We start from the raw sequence: 24,077 nt of genomic DNA, 5'->3' as shown, positions 1-24,077 counted from the left end.
ATGATTATATGAATGCAGCTCCGCACGACGACCGCCTGCCACGCTACCAGCGCCTGCGCGACGACCTCGCCGCGCGGATCAACCGCAATGAATGGCGGCCGGGCGAGCCGATCCCGTCGGAGGCCGAGCTCGCGGCGCATTACGGCGTCGCCATCGGCACCGTGCGCAAAGCGATCGATCAGCTCGTTGCCGATACCGTGCTGGAGCGCCAGCAGGGCCGCGGCACCTTCGTGCGCCGGGCGCGCTTCAACTCCTCGCTATTCCGCTTCTTCCGATTCCAGTCCGAGAGCGGCGAGCGGCGCGTGCCGAAGAGCCGCATCATCCGGCGCAAGAGCGTTTTGGCGAATTCGGCGGTTGCGTCGGCGCTGCGCATCCCTGTCGGCGAGCCCGTGATCAGCCTGTCGCGTCTGCGCCTGATCGATGATGTGCCGCTGCTCGCCGAAGAAATCTGGCTCCAGCAATCGCGCTTCGCGCCGATCCTGGAGATCGACACCGCCGAATTCGGCGACCTGCTTTATCCGCTCTACGAGGAGCGCTGCGGGGAGGTGGTGGTGTCGGCCGAGGAAATTCTGACGGTCGAAACCGCCAACGACATGCAGGCGCGCCTGCTGCGCCTCGAAGCGCACGCACCATTGATCGTGATCGAGCGCCTCGCGCTCGATCTGGAGCGGCGGCCGATCGAATGGCGCAGGTCGCGGGGGCCGGCCGACCGGTTCCGCTACCACGCCGAGATCCGCTGAGAGCGGCGGCTTCCAGCACCAAACATCAAACAACAAAGAATTCAGGGGGAAACAATGTCGAACTGGTACAGCGAATGCTCGCCGCTTGAGAAGCGGACGTTTTGGGCAAGCTTTGGCGGCTGGGCGCTGGATGCGCTCGACGTGCAGATGTTCGGCCTCGCCATCCCCGCGCTGATCGCGGCGTTCGGCATCAGCAAGGCGGACGCTGGCCTGCTTGGCTCGGTCACGCTGTTCTTCGGCGCGTTCGGCGGCTGGCTCGGCGGCGCACTCGGCGACCGTTTTGGTCGCGTCAAGGCACTTCAGATTACCGTTGCGACCTTTGCGCTCGCGACCTTCGCCTGCGCGTTCGCGATGACCTTCACCCAGCTCCTGATCCTGAAGGCGATCCAGGGCCTCGGTTTCGGCGCCGAATGGGCTTGCGGCGCGGTGCTGATGGCCGAGATCATCCGCCCCGAGCATCGCGGCAAGGCGCTGGGCTCGGTGCAGAGCGCCTGGGCCGTGGGGTGGGGCGCAGCCGTGCTGCTCTCGGCCCTCGTGTTCACTTATGCACCCGCCGACATCGCCTGGCGGCTGCTGTTTGCGCTGGGGCTGTTGCCCGCGCTCCTCATCATTTTCATCCGCCGCGGCTTGAAGGAGCCGCCGCGCGCGGTCGCAGCCGACAAGACGCCATTCTTCGCCACGCTCTCGGGCATCTTCCATCGTGACGTGCTGCGCTCGACGCTGATCGGAGGCCTGTTTGGCATCGGCGCCCACGGCGGTTACGCGGCCCTGACCACGTTCCTGCCGACATACTTGCGCGAAGTGCGGCATCTGTCGGTGCTGGGCTCCAGCGGCTATCTCGCAGTCATCATCGTTGCCTTCTTCTGCGGCTGCATCGCGAGCGGCATCATCAGCGACCGCATCGGCCGGAGGGCCAATGTCACCTTCTTCGCCAGCGCCTGCATCGTCACCGTGCTGATCTACATCTTCGCGCCGCTGACCAACGGCGAGATGCTGGTGCTCGGCTTTCCGCTCGGCTTCTTCTCGGCCGGCATTCCCGCCAGCATGGCGGCGCTGTTCAGCGAGCTCTATCCGGCCGGCGTGCGCGGCACCGGTGTCGGCTTCTGCTACAATTTCGGCCGCATCGTCTCCGCCGCGTTCCCCTTCCTCGTGGGCTATCTCAGCGACCATATCGGGCTCGGACCGGCGATCGGCATCGATGCGGCCTTCGCCTATTCGCTGGTGCTGATCGCGGTGGTGCTGCTGCCCGAAACCCGCGGCAAGGTTTTCGAACAAGCCGCGGCGACGCGCGCCTGACGCCGGATGGGGAGCAGTCACCATGATATCCCGCGAGCGTGGCCTGACGCGCCGCCAATTCGGCACAGGCCTTGTATCCCTCGTGTCGGCCACGGCCGTCGCGAGCCGAGCGAAGAGTGAGACGAGCTTGCCGACAATCGATACCCATGCCCATGTCTTCCACCGCGGCCTCAAGCTCGCGCCCGGCCGGCGCTATGCCCCCGATTACGATGCGCCGCTGGCGCTCTATCTGGAGCAGCTCGACCGCAATGGCATGAGCAATGGCGTGCTGGTGCAGCCGAGCTTTCTCGGCACCGACAATTCCTATCTGGTCGAGAGCCTGAAGACTTCCGGCGGACGCCTGCGTGGTATCGCGGTGGTCGATCCTTCCGTGACCGCGGACGAACTGCGCGCGCTTGATCGCGCCGGCGTCGTCGGTATCCGCCTCAATCTCGTCGGCCAGTCCTTACCCGATCTCGCTGCCGGCGAATGGAAGGCGCTGCTCGGAAACGTGAAATCGATGGGCTGGCAAGTCGAGCTCCAGCGCAACGCGTCCGACCTCGCACTGCTGGCGCCGCAGCTGCTCGACCATGGTGTCACCGTCGTGCTCGATCACTATGCGTTGCCGGATCCGAAACTCGGCGTCGCCGATCCCGGCTTCCAGTCGGTGCTGAAGCTCGGCGCGACGCGAAATGTCTGGGTCAAGATCTCGGCGCCGTATCGCAACGGCGCGAGCGGCGAGAGTTTTGCGAAGGAGGCCTATCCGCTGCTGCGCAAGGCTTACGGCCTCGACCGCCTGCTGTGGGGCAGCGACTGGCCGCACACGCAGTTCGAGGCGTCGCAGACTTACATGAAAAACCGGCAGTTTCTCGATGCGCTGATCGTCGATAACAGCGAGCGCGCGCAGGTGCTCGCATCGCCGCATCAGCCGTTTCGCTTCTGAGTTTCCCTTCTGATCTCCTCGCGCGATTGCTCCGAATGCTCCGAATTTTGGGGCATGACGAGCGATATCGCCGGCCTGTAGACTGCCGGCGATGCGGCCGGTTGAGGCCGCGACTTTCATGAGGAAGTGAAGATGCAGCACCGCTACATCACCGTCGACGTGTTCACCGACCGCGCCTTCGGCGGCAACCAGCTCGCCGTGGTGCTCGATGCCGGCGGGCTCACGACGCAGCAGATGCAGGCGATCGCGACCGAGTTCAACTATTCCGAGACGACCTTCGTGCTGCCGCCGCGCGACAAGGCCAATGACGCCGAGGTGCGCATCTTCACGCCGGTGCTGGAGATTGCCTTTGCCGGCCATCCCAATGTCGGCACCGCCTTCGTGCTGGCCTCGATGGCAAAAGAGCTGAAGCCGCGCCTGCTGTTTGAGGAGAAGGCCGGGCTCGTGCCGGTCGAGATCGTGAGAGAGCAGGGCCGGGTGGTCAGAACCGAGCTCACCGCGCCCCAGCCTTTGGCGCGGCTGTCGCAATTGTCTGCCGCTGAAGCTGCAAGCTGCGTCTCGCTCGGTGCGGATGACATCAAGGTCGACAGCCACGCGCCGCAGATCGTCAGCGTCGGAAATGCGTTTCTGGTGATGGAGCTGCATTCGCGCGAGGCGCTCAAGCGCGCCCGGCCCGATGCGGCGGCCTACGGCAAGGTCTTGCCGCGGGACGGCGCCCGCTCGGTATGGTTCTACACGCGCGATGTGCCGCCAGCGGAGGCGCCTTGCGATCGGCAGGCGCGGATGTTCATGCGCGGCGCCAGCGGCCTCGTCGAGGATCCCGCCACCGGCAGCGCGACGGTCGCCGCGGCCGCGCTGTTTGCCGATCTCGATCCCACGCGCGATGGCGAGTTGAAGCTCACCGTCGGCCAGGGCTTTGACATGGGACGGCCAAGCATCCTCCGGACGCGCGTGCGCAAGCAGGATGGCAAGATCACGTCCGCTCATGTCGGCGGCAGCTGCGTGCAGATGATGGAAGGGACGTTTCGGCTGGCGGGCGAGGGGTGAACTCTCTCCACGCGCCAAGACGAAGCTCGCGCCAGATCCGTCATCCTGAGGTGCGAGCCCTTGCGAGCCTCGAAGGATGCACGGCGGAGATGCTACATCTGGGCACGCCCGTCGTCCTTCGAGGGCCGCTAAAGAAGCGGCCACCTCAGGATGACGGCTACGGTTAAAGTCGTCCTCCCGCCCGAAGGCCGCTACACCTGCCGCCCCGCCAAATTCCTCACCGCCACGCCATCGCGCTCCTCGATGATCTCCGCGATCATCTGGCGGTGGCAGTGGGTGTGATCGCGTTCGTAGCAGAGCAGGCAGACCGGACCGGCCTTCATCACCAGCGCCGAGAGCTCGTCCATCTCTTCCCTGGCCTGCGGCGTCTTCAGGTGCTTTGAATAGATCTTCTCCAGCACTTCGTATTGGCCGCTGCGCGCGGCGAGGCGGCCTTCCTTCGGCGTGCCGAGCGCGGCGAGATGGACATAGGCGATCCCGCGCTCATCGAGGCCCGCGGACAGCTGCTTCTTCGAAAAGCCGGGCCGGCGCGAAGAGGTCACCGCGCGCACGTCGACCACGAGCTTGACGCCGGCCTCTACCAGCTCGTCGAGCACCGCCTTGGGCGGCGTCTGTTCATAACCGATGGTGAAGAGCTTTTTCGCCTTTGCCATGAACCATCCTCAGCTCACCCGTGCGATCAGTTCCATGGCGCCGGCCGGTGCGCGCACCTTGCCCTCGTGGATGACATAGGCGAACACGTCGCGCGGCTCTTTCTTCGGCTTGGCCTTGTCGACCTTCGGCAGATCGTCGGGTTCGCTCCCCTCGGCCCAGTCCTGAAAGCGCTTGGCCCAGGCATCGAGCTGCTTCGGCGGATAGCAGGTCTTGATCTCGTCATTGCCCTTCTGGAGCCGTGCATAGACGAAATCGCCGGCGACGTCGGCGATCGCCGGATATTTGCCGTGCTCGGCGAACACGACAGGCGTCTCGAACTCGCGGATCAACGCGACGAAGTCCGGCGCGCAAAAACTGTCGTGGCGGACCTCGACGACATGGCGCAGCGCGCGCCCCTCGAGCTTGCGCGGCAACAGCTCGAGGAATTTGCCGAAATCGGCGCCGTCGAACTTTTTCGTCGGCGCGAACTGCCACAGCACCGGTCCGAGATGGTCGCCGAGTTCCAGCACGCCGGAATCATAGAACCGCTTGATGGAATCGCCGGCCTCGGCGAGCACGCGGCGGTTGGTGGCGAAGCGCGGTCCCTTCACCGAGAACACGAAACCATCGGGCACTTCGCCGGCCCATTTGCGAAAGCTCTCCGGCTTCTGCGAGCCGTAATAGGTGCCGTTGATCTCGATCGAGGTCAGCTTCGAGGCGGCATAGGACAGCTCCTTGGCCTGCGTAAGCTTCTCCGGGTAGAACACGCCGCGCCAGGGCTCGAAGGTCCAGCCGCCGACGCCGATGAAGATGTTGCCGGATTTTTTGGACGCGGTTTTTGCTTTGGCCACGGGAGGGTCTCGCATCGACAGGGAGGGACCTCATCCTAATCAAACCAGATGTGATTGGCCAGTTGCGCCGTCCCGTCTAAGGTCGCAACGGGACCCGCGCAAAAGGAGAACAAGAATGCGGATGCTGATGGTGGGAGCGGCGATCGTCATGATGACATCTGCTGCCATGACGTTTGGTGCCATGGCCGACGATGACGACGATGCCAAGGGCGCGCAGAAGCTCGCCATGCAGGGCCGCGACGATTACTGGCATTGCCTGGCGCGGGAATATTCGCGCGACTCCAATCAGGGAATGTCGGAACAGGATTTCGGCCGCTCGGTCGCGGGCGCCTGTCCGTCGGAGCGGCAATATTACCGGGTGGCGTTGCTCGACTATCTCACCACGCAGTATCCGAACATCGATGCCGGCGCCCATCTCGCCACCGCGAACAGGGCGGTCGAGTCGGCGCAGAAGGACATCGTGACGGCCTTCGTCAAGCACAGGCCGCCCGCAAAGTAGGGCCGTCGCGAATGGCCCATCGCGAAGAGGGCACGTAAGCCGGCGCTCCTCATTCGCGACGAGCCATTCGCTACTCGCCCCTCCGCGGGGGCTCTTCCAGCTCCGCGCGCATCCATGGTATTGCTGGACGCATCTGGAACAGGGATGGGCGCTTCCATGTCGTCTGAGTCGGTGGGTGGCATTCTAGGCGCGATCGTCGCGGCGGTCGTGCTCGCGGTCGCCGTCGTATTGGGGCCGATCGGCCAGTACGGCAAGCCGCCCAGGCCGGCAAAGGCCGAGCCGGCTCCGGCGACGGCGCCCGCTGTCCCGGCCGCCCCCGTGCCGCGTGGGCCGGTGATCAAGGAAGTCCCGAACTAGCAAGGATCTGAAAAAGGGCCGCTATGCCCCCTTGCGAAGCGGTTTTGCCGTACCTATCTAGCTTGTAACGGCGACGTTGAGCGAAACCTCCGGCGCTGGAACGACCTTGGAATAGCTTGGGCTTGCGCCGGATGTACGCGCGGTCCGCCGTTCCGGGGTCGTTGGCATTTTTGGGCCCTTTTTGGGCCTTTCCCCACAGACCCCCGGCTCGGTAGATCTTGGCAGCGCAACGTCTTGGCAGCGCAGGACGCGGCGGATATACGCTGCCGTCATGAATGAAGCGATCAGACCGGGCTCCGGCACTCCCCCGCAGGCTCAAGAGGCGCCGGAACTGTCGGTCATCGTCCCGACGTTCAACGAGCGCGACAACGTCACGGTGCTGTACCGGCGGCTGGAGGCGACGCTCGCCAACGTCGCCTGGGAAGTCGTGTTCGTCGACGATAATTCGCCCGACGGCACTTGGGACGTCGTGCGCGCGCTGGCGCAGCGCGACAACCGCGTGCGCTGTGTCCGCCGCATCGGCCGCCGCGGCCTGTCGGGCGCCTGCATCGAGGGTATCCTGGCCTCCAGCGCGCCCTATGTGGCCGTGATCGATGCCGACCTCCAGCACGACGAGACGCAACTGCCGAAGATGCTGTTGCTGCTCGCAAGCGACCAGGCCGATCTCGTCGTCGGCAGCCGCTACATCGAGGGCTACAAGAGCGAAGGCTTCAACAAGCAGCGCGCCGGCGCCAGCGCGCTTGCGACCGAACTCGCCAGGAAGGCGCTGCGGGTCGAGATCGCCGATCCCATGAGCGGCTTCTTCATGGTTCGCCGCGACCGTTTCGAGGACTTGGCTCCGAAACTGTCGGTGCACGGCTTCAAGATCCTGCTCGACCTCGTCGCGAGCGCGAACGGTAGCTTGCGAGCCGTTGAAATTCCCTACACGTTCGGCGAGCGCCAGCACGGCGAGAGCAAGCTCGATTCCATGGTCGCGCTGGATTTTCTCGGCCTGGTGCTGGCCAAGTTCACCAACGATGCTGTCTCGCTGCGCTTCATCCTGTTCGCGATGGTCGGCGGCATCGGCCTCGTGGTGCATCTGACGACGCTGTTCATCGCCCTTCAGCTGTTCAAGGCGCCGTTCGCGGAGGCGCAGGCCGCAGGCGCCATCGTCGCCATGACCAGCAACTTCGCCCTCAACAACTTCCTCACCTATCGCGACCAGCGGCTGAAGGGCTTTGCGCTGCTGCGCGGCCTGATCGCCTTCTACATCGTGTGCAGCGTCGGCCTGCTCGCCAATGTCGGCGTCGCCTTCTCGGTCTACGACCAGGAGCCGATCTGGTGGCTGGCCGGCATGGCCGGCGCGCTGATGGGCGTGGTGTGGAACTACGCGATGTCCGGACTGTTCGTCTGGCGCAAGAAATAGCTCGACATGGGCGGGGCTGACGCGCGGATTGTCCGCAATACCGCGCTGGTGATCGTTGCGCTGGTCGGCTTGCGGCTGGTTGCGGCCGCGTTCACGCCGATCTCTTTCGACGAAGCCTATTACTGGATGTGGTCGAAGAACCTCGCCGGGGGATATTACGACCACCCGCCGATGGTCGCCTATGTGATCCGCGCCGGCACCATGATCGCCGGCGACACCGAGCTCGGCGTCCGCGTGTTCTCGATCCTGCTCGCACTGCCGATGAGCTATGCGATCTACCGCTCCGCCGCCATCCTGTTCGGCGGCGTGCGGGTGGCGGCGACCAGCGCCATCCTGCTCAACGTGACGATGATGGCCTCGGTCGGCACGCTGATCGTCACGCCGGATGCGCCGCTGCTGGTTGCCTCCAGCTTCGTGCTGTTCTTCCTCGCCAAGGTGCTGGAGACCGGCCGCGGCGTCTGGTGGCTCGCTGTCGGCGCGGCGGTCGGCGCGGCGCTGCTGTCGAAATACACCGCGATGTTCTTTGGCGCCGCGATCCTGATCTGGCTTGCGGCCGTGCCGAAACTGCGGCGCTGGTTCCTCTCGCCCTGGCCCTATCTCGGCGGTCTCGTTGCGTTCGCGCTGTTCTCACCGGTGATCCTGTGGAATGCGGATCATCAATGGGTCTCGTTCGTAAAGCAGCTCGGCCGCGCGAAGATCGAGGACTTCCGTCCCGTCTTCATCGCCGAGCTGATCCCGACCCAGGTCGCCTTCGCAACGCCGCTCGTCTTCATCCTCGGCGCGATGGGCCTGCACGCGCTGACCTGGCGCCGGGCCGGCGCGCTGGCCTCGCGTGTGCTGATCGAGACGCTGTTCTGGACCATCGTCGTCTATTTCGTCTGGCATTCGCTGCATGCCCGCGTCGAGGCCAACTGGTTCGCGCCGGTCTATCCGCCCTTCATCGTTGCCGCGGCCGCCGCCGCCAATCTCGTGCCGTGGCAACCACGCGCGCGGCGCCTCGCGGATTTCTGCCTGCGCTGGGCCGCGCCCGTGGGCATCGTGATGTTTGCGGCGCTGATCGTGCAGGCCAACACCGGCTGGCTGTCGGGCTATCGCCGCGACGCGACGGTGCGCAGCGTCGGCGTCGGCTGGCGCGAGCTCGCCGCCGAGATCGAAGCGGTGCGCGCGCGCAGTGGCGCGACCTGCGTGCTCGCGCAGGACTACGGCACCACGGGCTGGCTCGCCTTCTATCTGCCGCGCGGCACCTGCGTGCTGCAGCAGAACCAGCGCATCCGCTGGGTCAACATGCCCGAGCCCGATCCAAAGCTGCTTGCCGGCAAGCTGATCTCTGTCGACGAGCTGCGCCCGGACGGCCATACCGCCCTCGACGAGCTCTTCGCGAAGGTGACGCAAATTGCGCAATTGCAGCGCAAGCGCGGGCCGCTCGTGGTCGAGACCTACGGCATTGATCTGCTCGAAGGCGCCAAGGGCGACGTGCTCGACCGCTCGCCGCCGCCCGAGGCGCGGTAAGCGGCCCCAAAAATCAGTCGATCATCTCGGCCCTGGTGGCGGCCTGACCCGGCCCATTCTGGTCGCGCCAGAACCAGACGGTCACGACGCCGGAGCGGCCGCGGACCTGGGTGAGCAGGGGACCTGACAGAATGCCGTTGGGAGCGCCGTGGAAGTCGGCCGCATCAAGCAGCGTATCGGTCAGCGCGAGCCGCGAACAGTTCTGGGCGGCAACCTCCATCAAGCGGTTCGCGACGTTGACCGTGTCGCCCGTCGCCGTGATGTGCTGGTGGCTTTCACCGAGGCGGGAGGCGACGATCGGGCCGAAATGCGCGCCGATCTTGAAACCGAGCTGGCCGCGAAGGGCAGGCGGCAGCGAAGCGATCCAGCGATCGACGCTGCGATACAGGTCGATCGAGCATTGCAGCGCGCGCGCCGCGTCGTCGGGCATCGCGTGTGGCAGTCCGAACAGGATCATGGCGCCGTCGCCGAGAAAGCCGGTGATCAGGCCGCCGCAATCGACCGCGGCCTTGTCGATCAGCGCGTGAAATGCCCTCAGCAGATGCTGCAGCTCGTCCGGATCGATCCGTTCGCTGAGCGTCGTGAAACCGGAGAGATCGATGAAGACGACGGCCGCATCCTGCCGGACCGGCCTGGACAGGAAATTCGGATCGCGCGTCAGCCATTCCTGCACGGCGGGCGCCTGGAATTGCGCCAGCGACCTGCTCTTGGCGGCAAAATATTGCGTGCGGCGGCCGCCGGCCCACAGCTGCACGCCGGCAAAGACCGCGACCGGCGGCACCGCGGCGGCAAGTGTCGTCGCGGCGTTCAGCCAAACGCCGTGCGTGAAGGCGAACAGATTGAGCCCGGCCCAGGCGATCATCACCGCGGCGGCCGCGACGATGCCGGGCGCGCTGCGCCGCCAGGCGAGCAGGCCGACCAGCAGCATCGGCAAAAGGATCGCGAAAAGCGCGTCGGCGATGTGGACCTTGCGGTCGCGCACGATGCCGTCACCGGCGACGAGATGGGTGATCGCGGTCGAGATCACCTCGACGCCGGGCATCAGGGAATCGAACGGTGTTGGATAGAAGTCGCCGCCGCCGGCGACCGCGGCGCCGATCACGACGATGCGGTTCTCGATCGCCGCGCGATTGAGCGTACCGTCGAAAATGCTCTGGGCGCTGACGGTGCGGATGGTGCGGCGCGGGCCGTAATAGGTGATCGGCAGCGCGAAATCGCTGTCAGTCGACACCACGCGATCGCCGAGCATGAGATGATCCGGCGCGATCGTCAGCGGCTTGTCGAGCGCGCGCGTCGCGACGCGCAAGGGAAACGACAGCTCGACCTTGTCGCGGGTCCGGAACAGCATCGGCACCGAAAGCGGCGAGCCCGACTGCCCCGTCGCGACGTTGACGACTCCGACCTCGGCGTGATCGGCGAAGGCGGGCAGCGGCAGCAGGAAGCGCTCGGCCTGTGGCAGCGCGGCGAGGGGACCTTGGGTGCCCGGCTCTACGGTCTCGCTGGCGGTCGGGAAGATCGCCGCAGCGGCGAGCACCATGGGACCGGTGGCGAGCGTGTTGGCCAGCGTCGCGTCGCCGATCGCAGCGCTGCGGTCGACCAGCAGCAGGTCGATCGCGACGACCTTCGGCTTGAACTGCACGATGGTGTCGACGACGCGCGCGAGATCGGCGCGCGGCAGCGGATAGCTGCCGCCGCGTTTCACGACGGTGTCGTCGATCGCAACGATGGTGACGAGATCGGGCGGAGCCTGCACGCCGCGGACCTGGGTCCGCCAATCCGTCAGCGTCGCCTCGAGCCGATCAAGAAAGCGCAGATGACCGTTGGCGTGGCCGGCATAGATGCCGGCACCCCACAGCGCGGTGAGGACGAGTGCCACCAGGATCTGAACGCGTCTAGTCATTACGTACTGCAATCTTCTTTGTCGCCCGGGCGTTGCTGCGCGGGCCTTAATTGTCCAGGCCTTATTGACCCAGTCTTGCCATCAGCGCGTCGACGCGCGGCTGGCCCCAGGTCTTGACGGTCAACGGGCCGGTTGCCTCGACATCGACGCCTTGGCCCGGTCCGAGCACGACGCCGCGTCCACGAGCCCTGCGGCTCACACCGACACGGCCGTCAGCAACGAAGACCGCGGTCTTGGCCTCAGCGACATCGACGGCCCATTTGGTCCCGCGCACTGCGGCGATCGCCTGCGGCGTCAGCACCTTGAAGGGATTGCCGCCGGGCTTCTTGGGCACCTCGATCAGCAGCGCCTTGCTGCTCAACTCCACGGAGTCAATATGTCCGTCGCGGTTGGCGTCCTTAAGTTCAAATCTGGCGCCGTTTTCCGCAACGATGGTGATGCCGTTGTCGCAGCGCCACACTTGCGTGCCCGCAGCCGATGGCGATGCCGTGCAGCCGACGTTGACAGCCGGCTGTGCATTCGCAGACCCGGTCAGCTGAAACAACCACGCCAGAGCGAAAATACCGGCGCCCGCGATCCCTCTCATGCCAGCCTCCGTTTGCGTGCTTGGCACAGTTCAAAGCGATGTTGATACGGTACCGTATCACACGCAGAGGCTGCTGAAAAGTGCCGCTCTCGCAGCTATTTCCTCGGTGCGGTCTTTTCCAGTCCGACGCGATCAACTTTCAGTCAGGGCGCCGTGCCGCGTGAGCACTCTGTGCGCGATGTGTGATGTGGGACAGGCTCTGCCGCCACCCTGCTGACACCCGCTGGAGAGGGCAGCGCGCACCAGCCTCGCGCAACGCTTCCCCGCTATTGTCCGGGTATTGAAGACCACGAAAACGACTTGGTTGGATGGCCTTAGAGGGGCGGCCTGTGACGTCCGTCGAACGCGCCGAACCGGCCGAGAATTATAGTTAACAGATGCTGCTAAGTCCGTAGTTCTGCGGACTTTTTTCTCGAAATGGGACAGCGTTAACGCGGTGCCTCACATCTGCCCGAACTTAATCTGCATTTAACTAAAAGTCGCCTTAATGACGCTCCGACCTCCTGCGAGATGCTGTTCCCGGATCGTGACCAGCGGCACTTCGAAGGGGGACTGAGTGACACCGTCCTGGACGCAAGGCGAATGAGTACGAGTATCGCTGCGCAGAGTAACGCGGCACGGAAGTCCAAGAATTCTCTTCGGAAGCCTTCCCGGAAAATGACCACCACCAATTGGCTGGGCGCCGCGGCGATCGGCTGCGTCGTGATGGGCGCCGGCTGGACCATCTACAGCAACGTCCTCGGCGCCAGCGTCTATCCGACCGTCGGCAGCATTGGCTACGACGAGCCCGTGATCAAGCGCGCGCCCAGGGTGGCGCTGCGTGAGGCTGGCGAGGCCATCAGGGACACCTTTGCGCTGCTGCCCGACCGGCTTCAGGTCGCAGCCCCGATCTCGCGCGAGATGTTCAACGAGCGCTTTGCCGCGGCCGCGACCCAGGGCGTTGCGTCGAACGCGAGCGCCGCGCCCGCAACCCAGGTCGCCGTCGCCAAGGAAGCGTCGAAGGACGCCCCCAAGCAGAGCGTGATCGCGAAGGTCGCGGACGCGCTGAAGCCGGCGGTGCCGGCCAAGATTGCTGACAAGTCCGCGGAGAAGGCCAAGCGCGCACCGGATGCGCAGATGCAACTGGCTTCGGCCGATCCGGCCGAGATCGTGCCGGCACCCGAGGCGAAGCCGAAATCGTTTGCCGATCGCGCCAAGGCCGCGGTGATGTCGATCACCGGTCCGCGCCAGTCGATGGTCGAGAAGCTCTGGGGCAAGCGCGAGCCGTCCGGCGGGCTGCTGGCCTATGCCTCGGCTGATGCCAGCGTGACCGCGTCCATCGCGCCGCGGGAGCAGAACCCCATGCTCGGCGGTTCGGCGCCCTATGAGCGCGACACGGCGGTCTACGACATCACCGCCAAGATGGTTTACCTGCCCGACGGTACCAAGCTCGAGGCGCATTCCGGCCTTGGCTCCAATCTCGACGATCCGCGCTCCTCGCGTGTCCGCATGCGCGGCGTGACGCCGCCGCACATCTACATGCTGAAGCCGCGCGAAGCGCTGTTCCATGGTGTGCCGGCGCTGCGCCTGACCCCGATCGGCGGCGAGAGCGCGATCTACGGCCGCGACGGCCTGCTCGCCCACACCTTTATGCTCGGGCCGAACGGTGACTCCAACGGCTGCGTGTCGTTCAAGGACTATTACGCGTTCCTCGACGCCTACCGTAACAAGGGCATCCGCAAGCTCGCGGTGCTGGCGCGGGTCGAGTGATCTCAGTCAATTCGCGATGATCTCAAAGGGCCGCTTGCAGCGGCCCTTTTCTTTTCTGATTTAGCCCGGCCAGCATTGTCCGCCGCCGTCGATCCTGAGCACCTGGCCCGAGACGAAGGCGCCCATGGGACCTGCAAAGAATTCGACGACGCGCGCGACCTCGTCGACGGTCGCGATGCGGTCGAGCGTGCCGGTCTCGACCATCCTGTCAGGGTCCACCGCGCGCGTGCCGAGGAAACGGCCGGTGCGGGTATCGCCGGGCGCGATGCAGTTGACGGCGATGTCGTAGGCGCGGAGCTGGTCGGCCAGGCATCGCGTGTAGTGGGTCACGCCGGCCTTCGACACCGCGTAGATCGAGCCCTGGGTGCGGCCCTTGAAGGCGGCGACCGAACCGAGCGTGACGATGCGGCCGCGGCGCCGATCCATCATGCCCTTTGCGACCGCCTGGCAGGTCAGGATGGTCGAGAGCAGGTTGCGCTCCAGCACCGCGCGCACATCGGCCTCCTTGATGTTCACCGCGTCGTTCGGGTCGGGCTTGCCGCCGACGGCTGCGATGTCGCCGCCGGCATTGTGCACGAGAATATCGATCGGGCCGAGGACTGCTTCCGTCTCGGCAATCACGCGCGCGATGTCATCGCCTTTGGTGAGATCGCCGAGCACGCGCTGGCTGCGGACGCCGAATTGCTGGCCGATCTCTGCGGCGACCGCGGTGAGGGTGGTGCCCTCGCCATACTCCGCCGGCCCGTTCTCGCGCATGCCGTGGATGGCGACATCGGCGCCGAGCGCGGCGAGCTTCTCTGCAAAGGCGCGTCCGAGCCCGCGTCCCGCGCCGGTCACCAACGCCACCTGTCCTGACAATACTTTCCCGTCATGTGCAGCCATGATCTTCTCCTGTTATGAAACGTCAGTCCGCCGCGAGATCGAGCCCGATCGCCATGGCCTGCACGAGGCACATCGGTGCGACCAGCGTGCGCAGCGCCGGCTCGGGCATGTCCTGGATCTCGAACACGACGCTCGCGCCTTCGACGATCGGGCTCAAGAGGCTGTCGGTGATGGAAATCGTGGGCACGCCTCGCGCAACGAGTTCGGGAAACAGCCGCGCCGTATCCGGATAGTAGTTCCGGAAGCTGATCGCGACCAGCGCGTCCTCCGTGGTTGCGGCATGCGACTGCTCGTGGATGCTGCCGCCCGTGCCGTCGAGCAGGACGACGCGGCGTCCGAGCTTGCGCAGCACGTAGGCGAGGTGGGTCGCAACCGGAAACGAGCCGCCGAGGCCGAGCAGATAGATGTCGCGCGCTTTCGCAAGGATCGCAGTTGCCGCGTCGAGCTCGCGCGCATGCACCGACTGGCTCAGCGTCACCAGCGACGATTGCGCCTCCGAGACGAAGCGGGACAGCACCGCGGCCGGCTGGCGGCCGAGTACCGATTTCTCCTCGCTCTTCATGCGGGCGAGCCGCGCCTTGTAGCTCGGCGCGACGCCGGCAACGAGGCGTGAGCGGAATACCTGCTGCATCTCGGTGAAGCCGCCAAAGCCGAGCGCATGGGCGAAGCGAACGATCGCCGAGGGCGGCACGCCCGAGCGCTGCGCCACCTCGGCCACGGTGCCGAGCGCGACATCGGTCGGGTGATCGAGCACGAACTCCGCGATCTGCTGCAGCCGGCCGGATAGCGCCCGGTGCCGCTGCGCAATGGCGCCGCGCAGCTCGTCGTAGCTCATCGCGCCTTGTGCCTTGTTCATCGTCTCGGGTCTCCGGATCGGTCGCCTGTTTAACGGCATTTCACCGTTTGGATCAAATATTCCACTTTACATAAGAATTGGAATGAATATTCTAATCGCAGAAAAAAGCAAAAGACTTCGAAAACGGGAGGAAACGATGAGAGGGCGTCAGATCTCACGGCGAAGCGTTCTGAAGGGCAGTTTGATGGCCAGCGTCATCGGCGGCACCGGCAGCTTCTTTGGGCCGTGGAAAGAGAATCATGCGTGGGCGCAAGGCGCGAAGCCGATCAAGCTCGGCCTGACCTGCGACGCCAGCGGCCAATACGGCAACAGCGGCCAGGACGATTTCCGCGGCATCAAGATGGCGATCGACGAGGTCAACGCCAAAGGCGGCGTGCTCGGCCGCCAGGTCTCGTTCATCACTGCGGATACCGAGACGACCCCGGCCACCGGCAGCCGCGTCGCCGAACGCTTCATCACCCGCGAGGACTGCACCATCCTGATCGGCGCGCTGCATTCCGGCGTCGCCAACGCCATCACCCAGGTCGCCAGCAAATACGGCGTGATCTACATGAACACCAATTCCTCCGCGCCGAGCGAGGCCGGGGAGAACTGCTCGCGCGTGAAATTCGTTTGGGACGGCAACGGCACCCATTTTTCCAAGGCGTCGGTCAAGAACGCGGTCGATTCCGTCGGCAAGAACTGGATGCTGCTGACCAATGACTACGTCTGGGGTCACACCACGTCTGCCGCGACCAAGGCGCAGGTCGAGGCTGCCGGCGGCAAGATCATCGACAATCTGTTTGTGCCTCAGAACACGCGCGACTTCACCGCCTACCTCCTGAAGATCCAGCAGGCAAAACCCGACGTGGTCGCGACTGCGATCGGCGGCGACGACATCAAGGCGCTGCGCGAGCAGGTGGCGCAGCTCAAGCTCGACGGCAAGCCGGCCTGGATCAACAACCAGCAGGACTGGCCCGATGTCTGGGGCGCGCCCGACAGCCTGTTCGGCGTGTTCGGCACCACCTGGTATCACAAGCTGCAACTGCCCGGCGTCGCTGAGTTCGTCAAGAAATGGCAGGCCGCCAACAAGAACGGCCCGATCCCGGTGCCAGGCAACGTCTCCTACAACGGCTACATGTCGACGCGCGAATTGCTGCGCGCGATCGAGCAAGCAGGGTCGACCAACAACGTCAAGATCATCAAGGAGATCGAGAACCTCAAGGTCTCGGCAACCGATCGCATGCAGCACTTCGACGCTTACATGGATCCCGTGACGCATCAGATGCAGCAGACGATCTATCTGGCGCGGCGCAATGCCAAGCCGGCCGACAACACCGATCTGTTCGAGATCATCAGTTGGACGGAGCCCAAATCGGCCGCCGATGACGCAGCACCCGGCAAGTGCAAGCTCACGCCCTACGAGCAGGTGCCGACCGTCGATTCCTAGAGACGGTGCTTCGCGTCGTGGAACGAGCGGCGCGTATGTCGCGCGCCGCAGCCCGGGCCTTCGAGGGCTTGGGGGAGCAATGCCAGTTGCGAGAGTCAAAACCTTGTTCGACCTTCTTCCGCATCTCCTGAATGGCCTGACGCTTGGCCTTTTGTTCGCGCTGATCGCGCTCGGCTTCATGCTCATTGTCGGGCTGATGGAGCAGATCAACCTCGCGCATGGGTCCCTGTTCGCACTCGGGGCCTATGTCGCCATGCAGCTCACCGGACCGCGCCCGCCATTGCCGGCCGATCTTGCGAAAGCGTGGCTCACGCTGCCGCTGGGCTGGCGCTATGCCGCGACGCTCGTGATCGCGCCCGTGATCGTGAGTCTCGTCGGCATGCTGATCGAGCTCTGCATGCGGCGGACCTACGGCAAGGATCCGCTGTACGGACTGCTCCTGACCTTCGGTGCGGCGATGGTGATCGAGGAGCTGATCCGCCTGGTCTGGGGGACGCGCGACTATGTGCTGCAGGTGCCGTCCGCCATCAATGGCGGCTTCCTGTTCGGCGATCTGATCTGGTCGACCTATCGTTTCTACGCGGCGGGCATCGCGGCCGGGATCATCGGCCTGGTCTGGCTGTTGATCGAAAAGACGTCGTTCGGGGCGACGGTCAAGGCCGGTGCGCATGACAGCGAGATCGTCCGCGCGCTCGGCATCAACCTGTCGCGATTGCGGCTGCTGGTCTTCGTGTTCGGCACGATGCTGGCCGCGATCGCGGGCATTATCGTTGCGCCGATCTGGGGCATTCGTCCGCATATGGGCGTCGATGCCGTCATCCCCGCGTTCCTGGTGATCGTGCTCGGCGGCGTCGGCAGCTTTTGGGGCGCGGTCGTGGCGGGGTTGCTGGTCGGGCTCTGTGTCGGCCTTGCCGGCGCTTACGCGTCCGAATGGTCGCTGTTGTCGATGTACATCCTGCTCGTTGCCGTCGTGACGTTCCGTGCGCGCGGTTTGTGGGGCAAGAAAAGCGTGCTCGAGGCCTAGGGAATGATTGTGGGAGCAAATTCTTCATCCGACGCCGCGCGCCTCGTCACGCCGACGATGCTGGTGCTCTGGCTGGTGCTTGCAACGGTGCCGCTCTGGATCACGCGGGTCGGGCTCTATCCTTATCTCGGGATCGAGATCCTGATCTGGTCGCTCTACGCGCTTGCGTTCAACCTGGTGCTGGGCACGGCCGGACTTCCCTCGTTCGGACATGGCGCCTATTTCGGCATCGGCGCCTATGCGTTCGGGCTGTGCCAGCTCGACATCGTCGCCAATCTCTGGATCTGCCTCGCTGCTGCTGCCGTGGTCGCGGGGCTTGCCGGCGTGCTGGTGGCGCTGTTCATCTCGCACCGGCGCGGCATCTACTATGCCTTCATGACGATCGCATTCGGCCAGATCTTCTGGACGCTGGCGATTAAGTCGCACCGGATCACCGGCGGTGAGGATGGGCTTCTCAAGATCAAGCGTTTGCCGGCCGATTTCGGGCTGGTGTCGTTCGATCTCACCGACAATGTCGCGTTCTACTATTTCGTGCTCGCGGTCTTCGCGGTCGGTACCGCCGTATTGTGGCGGCTGGTGCACTCGCCTTATGGCCGCGTGGTCGCTGCGATCAGGCAGAGCGAGGTTCGCGCCGCCCATCTCGGCTACAACGTGTGGCTCTACAAGGCATCGGTGTTCGCGCTGTCGGCGGCCGTGTCCGGTTTTGCCGGCGGACTGTTCGCGATGGCGCAACTCGCCGCATTCCCCGATGTCATGAGCCTGCATCAATCCGGCTACGTCGTGATGATGACGCTGGTCGGTGGCGGGCTCGTCAGCTTCTGGGGGCCGGTGATCGGCGTGTTTCTCTTCCTCACCGCGCGCGACGTGATCGGCGCGCTGACCAATGCCTGGATGCTCTATTTCGGTCTGCTGTTCATTGCGATCGTGCTGTTCCGCCCGGAAGGCATCGCCGGCGCGCTCTCGGCCGCCGTGCAGCAGCATTCACTCAACGCGCTGCGGCGGCGCGGCTCGTCCGCGATGCGACTGCTGGTCGGGGGCGGGCGATGAGCATGTTAGAGGCCGCGGGTGTGCACGTCCGCTTCGGCGATCGCGTCGTGCTGGAAAGCGTCGATCTCGCGGTTGCCGAGGGCGAGTTTCACGGCGTGATGGGCCCGAACGGCGCGGGCAAGACCACCTTCTTCAACGTCCTCACCGGCCGGGTGAAGCCGAGCCGCGGCCGAGTCCTGCTCGGCGGCGAGGACGTCACGGGATTGAGCCCGCACCGCATCGCCGCCAAGGGTATCGCCCGGTCGTTCCAGATCATGACCCTGTTCGACGAGTTCTCCGCCCGCGACAACGTCATGATGGGCCTGCCCGCGTTTCGCGCCCGCGGCCTCGATATCGCCCGTGCCGCAGCCGGTGACCGCAGGTTTGCCGAGCAGGCATCCGAAGCGCTCGCCGCGGTCGGGCTTGCCGACAAGGGCGATGTCCGCGCCAAGGACCTGTCCTATGGCGACCGCCGCGCACTCGAGATCGCGGTCGCGCTGGCGCAGGCCCCGCGCGTGCTGTGCCTGGACGAGCCGACCTCCGGCCTCGGCTCCGACGGCGTGCAGCGGCTGGCCGCTCTGGTGGCGCGCCTGAAGGGCCGGCTGACCATCGTCGCCATCGAGCACGACATGGAGTTCCTGTTCTCGCTCGCCGATCGCATCTCGGTCATCCATTGGGGCCAGGTGGTGGCGCGCGGCACGCCGCACGAGCTGCAGCAGAACGAATGGGTACGTCGCTCCAATCTCGGGAAGTTCGCATGATCCTCGAAGTGGACGGCGTCGATACCTTCTACGGCGAGACCCAGGCGCTGTTCGGCGCCTCCCTCGCCATCGAGCACGCCAAGGTCTTTGCACTGCTCGGGCCCAACGGCGCCGGCAAGACCACCATGCTCCGTTCGATTCTCGGTCTGACCCGCCCGCGCCGCGGCGCGGTTCGCTTCGACGGGCATGACGTGACGCGCGATCCGACCCACGAGATCGCGCGCGCCGGCATCGGCTGGGTGCCCGACGACCGGCGGCTGTGCCCGACCTTGTCGGTGGCGCGCAACCTCACGATCGCGCAGAAGCGCACGCGCTTTCACAATTGGAGCGTCAAGGAGGCGGCCGCGATCTTCTCGCCGCTCGAATATCTCATGGAGCGTGACTGCGAGAACCTGTCGGGCGGCGAGATGCAGATGGTCGCGATTGCGCGCGCGCTGGTCGGCTCGCCGGGACTGGTCCTGTTCGACGAGCCGAGCCAGGGTCTTGCGCCAAAGATCGTCGGCGACGTGCTCGCCACCATTTTGCGCATGAAAGAGGAGGGGATCGCCTCGCTGGTTGTCGAACAGAATGCGGAGATCGCGCTGTCGGTGGCCGACCATGCCGCGGTGATCGATCGCGGCCGGATCGTCTGGTCCGGCGAGGCCGCGACCTTGCGCGATGACCGCGCCCTTCGTCAGCGCTTGTTGGGAGTACAATAAGTGGCCGCACCGCTGCTCGTCCTCGATGACGTTCGCAAGGTCTACACCAGGGGCCGCGTCATCCGCCGTCCGACGTTCACGCTTCAGGCGAACCTGTCGCTGGAGGAGCCGGGTATCGTCGGCGTGGTCGGGCCGAACGGCGCCGGCAAGACGACCTTGTTCGAGATGATGACCGGTTCCAACGCGCCGACTTCGGGCCGCGTGCTGGTCGCGGGCACCGATATCCACGGTGTCAAATACCGCGAGCGCGACCGGCTCGCGATCCACTATCACCAGTCCTATCAGGTCAGGCGGTTTCGCAAGCGCATTCCGTCCGCCTTGCTGGCGCCGTCGCCGACAAAAACGCCGCTGGTTCACTTGTTCGACGAACCGCAGTTCAACCTGCAGGACGGCTATATCGGCTTCATGCTCGATTTCTTCCGCAAGCTGCGCGACGAGGGCAGGCTGGTCATCCTCTGCATGCATCCGACAGCTGGCTGGCACCTCGACATCCTCGCCGAGATCGCCGGGCAATTCCTGTTCGTCGCCGGCGGCGGGGTGACGCGGATGGCGGACTTCCGCACGCTCGCCGCCGAACCGCGCTTCCGGCTCTATCTCGGACCGGAGATGACGCGCGCCGCGGACGCCATCTGTCACAGCTCGACCTAAAAGGAGACTCCGTTGGCCTATTCGAATACGCAGCTTTTCATTGCCGGCAAATGGCGCCCGGCCCATTCGGGCAAAGCGATCGAGGTGCGCAATCCCGCGACCGAGGAGGTGATCGGCGCCGTCGCGCGTGCTGGCCAGTCCGATCTCGACGAGGCGCTCGCCGCCGCTTCCGCCGGCTTCAAGGTCTGGCGTAACGTTGCCCCCTTCGAGCGCTGCCGGATCATGCGCAAGGCCGCCGCGATCATGCGCGAGCGCAATGACGAGATCGCGCCGCTGCTAACGATGGAGCAGGGCAAGACGCTGGGCGAGGCCAGGATGGAGGCAATGGCCGCCGCTGACGTGATCGAGTGGTTCGCGGAAGAGGCCAAGCGCGCCTATTGGCCGTCTGATCCCCGCGCGCGGCCCCGGCATCTACCAGATCGCGATGAAGGAGCCGGTCGGCCCGGTCGCCGCGTTCACGCCCTGGAATTTCCCGATCAACCAAGTCGTGCGCAAGCTTTCCGCAGCGCTCGCTGCCGGTTGCTCGATCATCGTCAAGGCGCCGGAGGAGACACCAGCTTCGCCTGCGCAGTTGATCCGCGCGTTTGCGGATGCGGGCGTGCCCGATGGCGTCATCAACCTCGTCTACGGCGTGCCGTCGGAGATCTCCGAATATCTGATCCCGCATCCGGTGATCCGAAAAATCTCCTTCACTGGCTCGACCCATGTCGGCAAGCAGCTCAATGCGCTTGCGGCCTGCACATGAAGCGCGCCACCATGGAGCTCGGCGGCCATGCGCCGGCGATCGTGTTTGGGGATGCCGACGTCGCGTCGGCCGCGAAGATCCTGGCGGCGGCGAAATATCGCAACGCCGGCCAGGTCTGCATCTCGCCGACGCGGATGCTGGTGCAGGACGACGTGTTCCGCGAATTCGTCGACAAATTCGTCGACAGCGCCAAGGCGTTCAAGGTCGGCAACGGCCTCGATCCCGAGTCCAAAATGGGCTCGCTCGCCAATCCGCGCCGCGTCACCGCCATCGAAGGCATGGTGCAGGATGCCGTCGGCAAGGGCGCCAGGCTCGAGACCGGCGGCAAGCGTGTCGGCAACAAGGGCCATTTCTTCGAGCCGACCGTGGTGAGCGATGTGCCGAAGGATGCGCGCGCGATGAACGAGGAGCCGTTCGGCCCGCTCGCCCTGATCTCCCGCTTCTCGACATTCGACGACGTGGTCGAGGAGGCGAACCGGCTGCCCTTTGGTCTTGCCTCCTACGCCTTCACCAGTTCGGCCAAGACGGCGGCTGCCATCGGCTCGGCGGTTGAGGCCGGCATGATGTCGATCAACAGCTTTGGTCTGGCACTGCCCGAAGTGCCGTTCGGCGGCATCAAGGATTCCGGCTATGGCTCGGAAGGTGGCACCGAGGCGATGGAAGGCTACTTCAACACCAAGTTCATCAGCCAGACGGGCGTGTGAGCGGGCGTGCGCGCGAGGCCGCGCGATCATCGCGCGGCTTAGCGCTTGACGAAAACCAGGTTGCAGGCCCGCGCCTCGTTGCGCTTGCCGCTGCCTCGGGTGCGATCGAACTGCGCATCGACCGTGAAGGCGTAAGGAGAGCCGGGCGCGAGGTTGTTGAGTGTGTAGGTGCTCGCCCCCGTCGTGCCGCGCGCGCTCAAGGTCGTCTTGCCGTCCGCGGGGATCTGGCCGTCGATCTCCAGCCGATTGACACCGCCCGGACCCTGCACCTCGGCGTGAAACACGCCATTGGTCACGGTGGCGACCAGGGGCCTGGTGAAGCCCTGCGCCTTGCCGGAAGCCGGGCAGTTCAACGTCACGTCCCAGCTGCCGTCAAAATCCTTGCTGCCGGTGGTTCTGGCGTTACCGGAAGGCGCGACCGCCACTTTCTGCTTCAGGCCTTCAATGCGTGCCTTGGCGAGGGTGGCGAAGATGCAGTTCGGGAATCTCGCGAGATGATCCTCAAAGGCACCCAGCGTGTCGATGCCCTCAGCAGCCTTCCAGTGCGCCTCGGCGGCCGCGCAGGGATCGGCCTTCGGTGCAGCTTGGGGTGCCGTCGGCGCGACCGTGACCGTTACAGGTCCGTTCAGGTAAAACTTGCCGATGATCGACAGCGACAGCTCTGGTAGCTGGGTCTTGCCGCTGGAGTCATAGACGTCGCTGCTGATGTCGCGAAAGACGTCGCCGATTTCCTGCGGCTCCTCGATGTGCTTGAGGAACGCGGTCGTGTAGGGGCTGTTGCGGCCGGTGCCGTCGGCCGCGACCTGCCCTGATTGCGTCGAGAACGACACGATCGTGCCGCGCGGCGCCTCGACTTTCGACAGGCCTCGTCCCATCGAGGCGGCGCGCGTCGAGCCGGCAGAGCGCTTCAAGGTTTCGGCCAGCGGATTGTCGCGGCAGGAATCGAGCACGAGGATGCGCAAATTCTTGGCCTGCTGCAAATCGTTCACGATGTCGTCGACCCGCACGAAGCGCTTGAGGTCTGCTTCATCCGTCAGCACGGCGTCGACAGGCATTAGATAGTTCACGCCGTTGTACTGCATCGCATGGCCGCTGTAATAGAACATCGCGACATCGGCGCGGCTGGCGGCGCGCGCGAAGCGGATGGTCAGGTCCTGCATGTCGGCCTGGCGCAGGTCGATACCCTGGAACACCTCGAAACCGCTGCGCTTGAGCGAGGCTGCGACGTCTTCGGCATCGTGCGACGGGTTGGGTAGCTGCGCCGTAGAGACATAAGCGCCGTTGCCGATCACCAGCGCGACCCGCGTGTCCGCCGATGCGGGGGCAAGGCTCAGCCCAAAGCTCAGCCAGAGAACGAGGAGGGTCAGGAAAAACTGACGCAAAATTCCAGAAAGAGCACGCATGAATGCCTTCCAGGGGAAATTTCGAAAAATATCCCCCAGATTAGCGCATGCCGCGTCGGTATCAATGCCCTCGCTGTGGACCCGTCAGATTTGGCGACCGTGACATCCTGTCACGCCGGGTTTGCCGCCACCGTCTTGCGCAGCTCCATCTCGGTCGCAATCGCATCCCGCACGGCGGGCCGCGCCTGCATGCGCGCGAGATAGGCCGACAGGCTTGGCCATTGCGCGATGTCGACGCCCGCGGGACGGAGCAGCAGCAGGGCCCAGGCGAGATGGGCATCCGCGACGGTGAAGCTGTCACCGACGAGGAATTCGCGGTCCGCGAGATGTTCTGATGGCACCGCCAATGTCTGTGCGATCCGTGCACGCGGCTTGGCGAGCGAGCCGTCGTCCTTATATGATGATTG

General features: G+C 65.3%; 22 protein-coding genes and 2 pseudogenes. 16 read left to right on the top strand and 8 right to left on the bottom strand.

All coding sequences use genetic code 11. The annotated features are described in order from the left end of the window. Nucleotides 1–8 precede the first annotated feature (8 nt). From J4G43_RS33800 to J4G43_RS33785, 4 genes are all read left to right on the top strand, one after another. Nucleotides 9–740, top strand: a complete 732-nt coding sequence (locus J4G43_RS33800; RefSeq protein ID WP_208087578.1) for a GntR family transcriptional regulator — start codon at nucleotides 9–11, stop codon at nucleotides 738–740. 54 nt (nucleotides 741–794) lie between these two features. Next, nucleotides 795–2,036, top strand: a complete 1,242-nt coding sequence (locus tag J4G43_RS33795) for an MFS transporter (RefSeq protein ID WP_208087577.1) — start codon at nucleotides 795–797, stop codon at nucleotides 2,034–2,036. Nucleotides 2,037–2,058: 22 nt separating this feature from the next. Next, nucleotides 2,059–2,958 (top strand): amidohydrolase family protein, encoded by a 900-nt coding sequence (locus J4G43_RS33790; protein WP_208087576.1) that lies wholly within the window; start codon nucleotides 2,059–2,061, stop codon nucleotides 2,956–2,958. A 132-nt stretch (nucleotides 2,959–3,090) separates the two neighbouring features. Continuing rightward, the gene (locus tag J4G43_RS33785; RefSeq protein WP_208087575.1) at nucleotides 3,091–4,005 is read left to right on the top strand and encodes a PhzF family phenazine biosynthesis protein; all 915 of its coding nucleotides are present in this window, start codon (nucleotides 3,091–3,093) and stop codon (nucleotides 4,003–4,005) included. A gap of 191 nt (nucleotides 4,006–4,196) precedes the next feature. On the opposite strand, the gene J4G43_RS33780 is transcribed toward J4G43_RS33785, so the two are convergent. Together J4G43_RS33780 and J4G43_RS33775 are read right to left on the bottom strand one after the other, a co-directional pair. Beyond that, nucleotides 4,197–4,658, bottom strand: a complete 462-nt coding sequence (locus tag J4G43_RS33780; RefSeq protein WP_208087574.1) for a DUF488 domain-containing protein — start codon at nucleotides 4,656–4,658, stop codon at nucleotides 4,197–4,199. Between the two features lie 9 nt (nucleotides 4,659–4,667). Next, nucleotides 4,668–5,504, bottom strand: a complete 837-nt coding sequence (locus J4G43_RS33775; protein WP_208087573.1) for a DUF72 domain-containing protein — start codon at nucleotides 5,502–5,504, stop codon at nucleotides 4,668–4,670. A gap of 100 nt (nucleotides 5,505–5,604) precedes the next feature. Here J4G43_RS33775 and J4G43_RS33770 point away from each other — a divergent pair, with 100 nt between their 5' ends. From J4G43_RS33770 to J4G43_RS33755, 4 genes are all read left to right on the top strand, one after another. Next, on the top strand, nucleotides 5,605–5,988 hold the full coding sequence (locus tag J4G43_RS33770; RefSeq protein ID WP_208087572.1) for a hypothetical protein: 384 nt from the start codon (nucleotides 5,605–5,607) through the stop codon (nucleotides 5,986–5,988). 156 nt (nucleotides 5,989–6,144) lie between these two features. Further along, a complete protein-coding gene (locus J4G43_RS33765) occupies nucleotides 6,145–6,345 on the top strand; it encodes a hypothetical protein (protein WP_208087571.1) in 201 nt (66 codons plus the stop codon). Between the two features lie 271 nt (nucleotides 6,346–6,616). Then, nucleotides 6,617–7,750, top strand: a complete 1,134-nt coding sequence (locus J4G43_RS33760) for a glycosyltransferase family 2 protein (RefSeq protein ID WP_208087570.1) — start codon at nucleotides 6,617–6,619, stop codon at nucleotides 7,748–7,750. Between the two features lie 6 nt (nucleotides 7,751–7,756). After that, complete coding sequence (locus J4G43_RS33755) at nucleotides 7,757–9,259, top strand: glycosyltransferase family 39 protein (RefSeq protein WP_208087569.1); 1,503 nt, start codon at nucleotides 7,757–7,759, stop codon at nucleotides 9,257–9,259. Between the two features lie 13 nt (nucleotides 9,260–9,272). Here the strand turns inward: J4G43_RS33755 and J4G43_RS33750 are convergent, their stop codons facing one another. Further along, nucleotides 9,273–11,159 (bottom strand): CHASE2 domain-containing protein, encoded by a 1,887-nt coding sequence (locus J4G43_RS33750; RefSeq protein WP_208087568.1) that lies wholly within the window; start codon nucleotides 11,157–11,159, stop codon nucleotides 9,273–9,275. Nucleotides 11,160–11,220: 61 nt separating this feature from the next. Then, entirely contained in the window at nucleotides 11,221–11,745 is a 525-nt protein-coding gene (locus J4G43_RS33745; RefSeq protein ID WP_208087567.1) for a FecR domain-containing protein, read from the bottom strand. Between the two features lie 657 nt (nucleotides 11,746–12,402). Between J4G43_RS33745 and J4G43_RS33740 the strand changes: the two genes are divergently transcribed. After that, nucleotides 12,403–13,494, top strand: a complete 1,092-nt coding sequence (locus J4G43_RS33740) for a DUF2778 domain-containing protein (protein ID WP_208087566.1) — start codon at nucleotides 12,403–12,405, stop codon at nucleotides 13,492–13,494. Between the two features lie 60 nt (nucleotides 13,495–13,554). Here the strand turns inward: J4G43_RS33740 and J4G43_RS33735 are convergent, their stop codons facing one another. Together J4G43_RS33735 and J4G43_RS33730 are read right to left on the bottom strand one after the other, a co-directional pair. Further along, complete coding sequence (locus J4G43_RS33735) at nucleotides 13,555–14,376, bottom strand: SDR family NAD(P)-dependent oxidoreductase (protein WP_208087565.1); 822 nt, start codon at nucleotides 14,374–14,376, stop codon at nucleotides 13,555–13,557. Between the two features lie 22 nt (nucleotides 14,377–14,398). Next, nucleotides 14,399–15,232 carry a MurR/RpiR family transcriptional regulator gene (locus J4G43_RS33730; RefSeq protein ID WP_071912511.1) on the bottom strand — a complete coding sequence of 278 codons (834 nt, stop codon included), beginning with the start codon at nucleotides 15,230–15,232 and terminating at the stop codon, nucleotides 14,399–14,401. A 184-nt stretch (nucleotides 15,233–15,416) separates the two neighbouring features. On the opposite strand from J4G43_RS33730, the gene J4G43_RS33725 reads away from it, so the two are divergent. The 7 genes and pseudogenes from J4G43_RS33725 (at nucleotide 15,417) to J4G43_RS33695 (ending at nucleotide 22,267) form a co-directional block, all read left to right on the top strand. Continuing rightward, nucleotides 15,417–16,661: an ABC transporter substrate-binding protein gene (locus J4G43_RS33725; RefSeq protein WP_208087564.1), complete on the top strand. Its 1,245-nt coding sequence runs from the start codon at nucleotides 15,417–15,419 to the stop codon at nucleotides 16,659–16,661. A 103-nt stretch (nucleotides 16,662–16,764) separates the two neighbouring features. Next, nucleotides 16,765–17,685 (top strand): branched-chain amino acid ABC transporter permease, encoded by a 921-nt coding sequence (locus tag J4G43_RS33720; protein WP_085404354.1) that lies wholly within the window; start codon nucleotides 16,765–16,767, stop codon nucleotides 17,683–17,685. Nucleotides 17,686–17,688: 3 nt separating this feature from the next. Next, complete coding sequence (locus J4G43_RS33715) at nucleotides 17,689–18,732, top strand: branched-chain amino acid ABC transporter permease (RefSeq protein WP_208087563.1); 1,044 nt, start codon at nucleotides 17,689–17,691, stop codon at nucleotides 18,730–18,732. After that, entirely contained in the window at nucleotides 18,729–19,472 is a 744-nt protein-coding gene (locus J4G43_RS33710) for an ABC transporter ATP-binding protein (protein WP_208087562.1), read from the top strand. The genes J4G43_RS33715 and J4G43_RS33710 overlap by 4 nt, the downstream gene beginning before the upstream one ends. After that, on the top strand, nucleotides 19,469–20,170 hold the full coding sequence (locus tag J4G43_RS33705) for an ABC transporter ATP-binding protein (RefSeq protein ID WP_208087561.1): 702 nt from the start codon (nucleotides 19,469–19,471) through the stop codon (nucleotides 20,168–20,170). Before J4G43_RS33710 ends, J4G43_RS33705 begins: the two co-directional genes overlap by 4 nt. Further along, nucleotides 20,171–20,818 carry an ATP-binding cassette domain-containing protein gene (locus J4G43_RS33700; protein WP_208087560.1) on the top strand — a complete coding sequence of 216 codons (648 nt, stop codon included), beginning with the start codon at nucleotides 20,171–20,173 and terminating at the stop codon, nucleotides 20,816–20,818. It begins immediately after the preceding gene. 12 nt (nucleotides 20,819–20,830) lie between these two features. Then, a pseudogene (locus J4G43_RS33695) lies at nucleotides 20,831–22,267 on the top strand (NAD-dependent succinate-semialdehyde dehydrogenase). Nucleotides 22,268–22,305: 38 nt separating this feature from the next. Here J4G43_RS33695 and J4G43_RS33690 read toward each other — a convergent pair. After that, nucleotides 22,306–23,670 (bottom strand): caspase family protein, encoded by a 1,365-nt coding sequence (locus J4G43_RS33690; protein ID WP_208087559.1) that lies wholly within the window; start codon nucleotides 23,668–23,670, stop codon nucleotides 22,306–22,308. Nucleotides 23,671–23,780: 110 nt separating this feature from the next. Further along, nucleotides 23,781–24,068 (bottom strand): annotated as a pseudogene (locus J4G43_RS33685) (glutathione binding-like protein); the annotation flags it as partial. Nucleotides 24,069–24,077 lie beyond the last annotated feature (9 nt).

It is taken from the genome of Bradyrhizobium barranii subsp. barranii (assembly GCF_017565645.3).
Taxonomy (GTDB): Bacteria; Pseudomonadota; Alphaproteobacteria; order Rhizobiales; family Xanthobacteraceae; genus Bradyrhizobium; species Bradyrhizobium barranii.
Note: the sequence above shows the minus strand (reverse complement) of the source record. Positions and strands in the feature narration are given on the sequence as shown.

Excerpts from the sequence above, each read along its gene's own strand:
- J4G43_RS33800 (WP_208087578.1), top strand. The coding sequence starts at position 9 with ATGAATGCAGCTCCGCACGACGACCGCCTGCCACGCTACCAGCGCCTG.
- J4G43_RS33795 (WP_208087577.1), top strand. The coding sequence starts at position 795 with ATGTCGAACTGGTACAGCGAATGCTCGCCGCTTGAGAAGCGGACGTTT.
- J4G43_RS33790 (WP_208087576.1), top strand. The coding sequence starts at position 2,059 with ATGATATCCCGCGAGCGTGGCCTGACGCGCCGCCAATTCGGCACAGGC.
- J4G43_RS33785 (WP_208087575.1), top strand. The coding sequence starts at position 3,091 with ATGCAGCACCGCTACATCACCGTCGACGTGTTCACCGACCGCGCCTTC.
- J4G43_RS33780 (WP_208087574.1), bottom strand. The coding sequence starts at position 4,658 with ATGGCAAAGGCGAAAAAGCTCTTCACCATCGGTTATGAACAGACGCCG.
- J4G43_RS33775 (WP_208087573.1), bottom strand. The coding sequence starts at position 5,504 with ATGCGAGACCCTCCCGTGGCCAAAGCAAAAACCGCGTCCAAAAAATCC.
- J4G43_RS33770 (WP_208087572.1), top strand. The coding sequence starts at position 5,605 with ATGCGGATGCTGATGGTGGGAGCGGCGATCGTCATGATGACATCTGCT.
- J4G43_RS33765 (WP_208087571.1), top strand. The coding sequence starts at position 6,145 with ATGTCGTCTGAGTCGGTGGGTGGCATTCTAGGCGCGATCGTCGCGGCG.
- J4G43_RS33760 (WP_208087570.1), top strand. The coding sequence starts at position 6,617 with ATGAATGAAGCGATCAGACCGGGCTCCGGCACTCCCCCGCAGGCTCAA.
- J4G43_RS33755 (WP_208087569.1), top strand. The coding sequence starts at position 7,757 with ATGGGCGGGGCTGACGCGCGGATTGTCCGCAATACCGCGCTGGTGATC.
- J4G43_RS33750 (WP_208087568.1), bottom strand. The coding sequence starts at position 11,159 with ATGACTAGACGCGTTCAGATCCTGGTGGCACTCGTCCTCACCGCGCTG.
- J4G43_RS33745 (WP_208087567.1), bottom strand. The coding sequence starts at position 11,745 with ATGAGAGGGATCGCGGGCGCCGGTATTTTCGCTCTGGCGTGGTTGTTT.
- J4G43_RS33740 (WP_208087566.1), top strand. The coding sequence starts at position 12,403 with ATGACCACCACCAATTGGCTGGGCGCCGCGGCGATCGGCTGCGTCGTG.
- J4G43_RS33735 (WP_208087565.1), bottom strand. The coding sequence starts at position 14,376 with ATGGCTGCACATGACGGGAAAGTATTGTCAGGACAGGTGGCGTTGGTG.
- J4G43_RS33730 (WP_071912511.1), bottom strand. The coding sequence starts at position 15,232 with ATGAACAAGGCACAAGGCGCGATGAGCTACGACGAGCTGCGCGGCGCC.
- J4G43_RS33725 (WP_208087564.1), top strand. The coding sequence starts at position 15,417 with ATGGCCAGCGTCATCGGCGGCACCGGCAGCTTCTTTGGGCCGTGGAAA.
- J4G43_RS33715 (WP_208087563.1), top strand. The coding sequence starts at position 17,689 with ATGATTGTGGGAGCAAATTCTTCATCCGACGCCGCGCGCCTCGTCACG.
- J4G43_RS33710 (WP_208087562.1), top strand. The coding sequence starts at position 18,729 with ATGAGCATGTTAGAGGCCGCGGGTGTGCACGTCCGCTTCGGCGATCGC.
- J4G43_RS33705 (WP_208087561.1), top strand. The coding sequence starts at position 19,469 with ATGATCCTCGAAGTGGACGGCGTCGATACCTTCTACGGCGAGACCCAG.
- J4G43_RS33690 (WP_208087559.1), bottom strand. The coding sequence starts at position 23,670 with ATGCGTGCTCTTTCTGGAATTTTGCGTCAGTTTTTCCTGACCCTCCTC.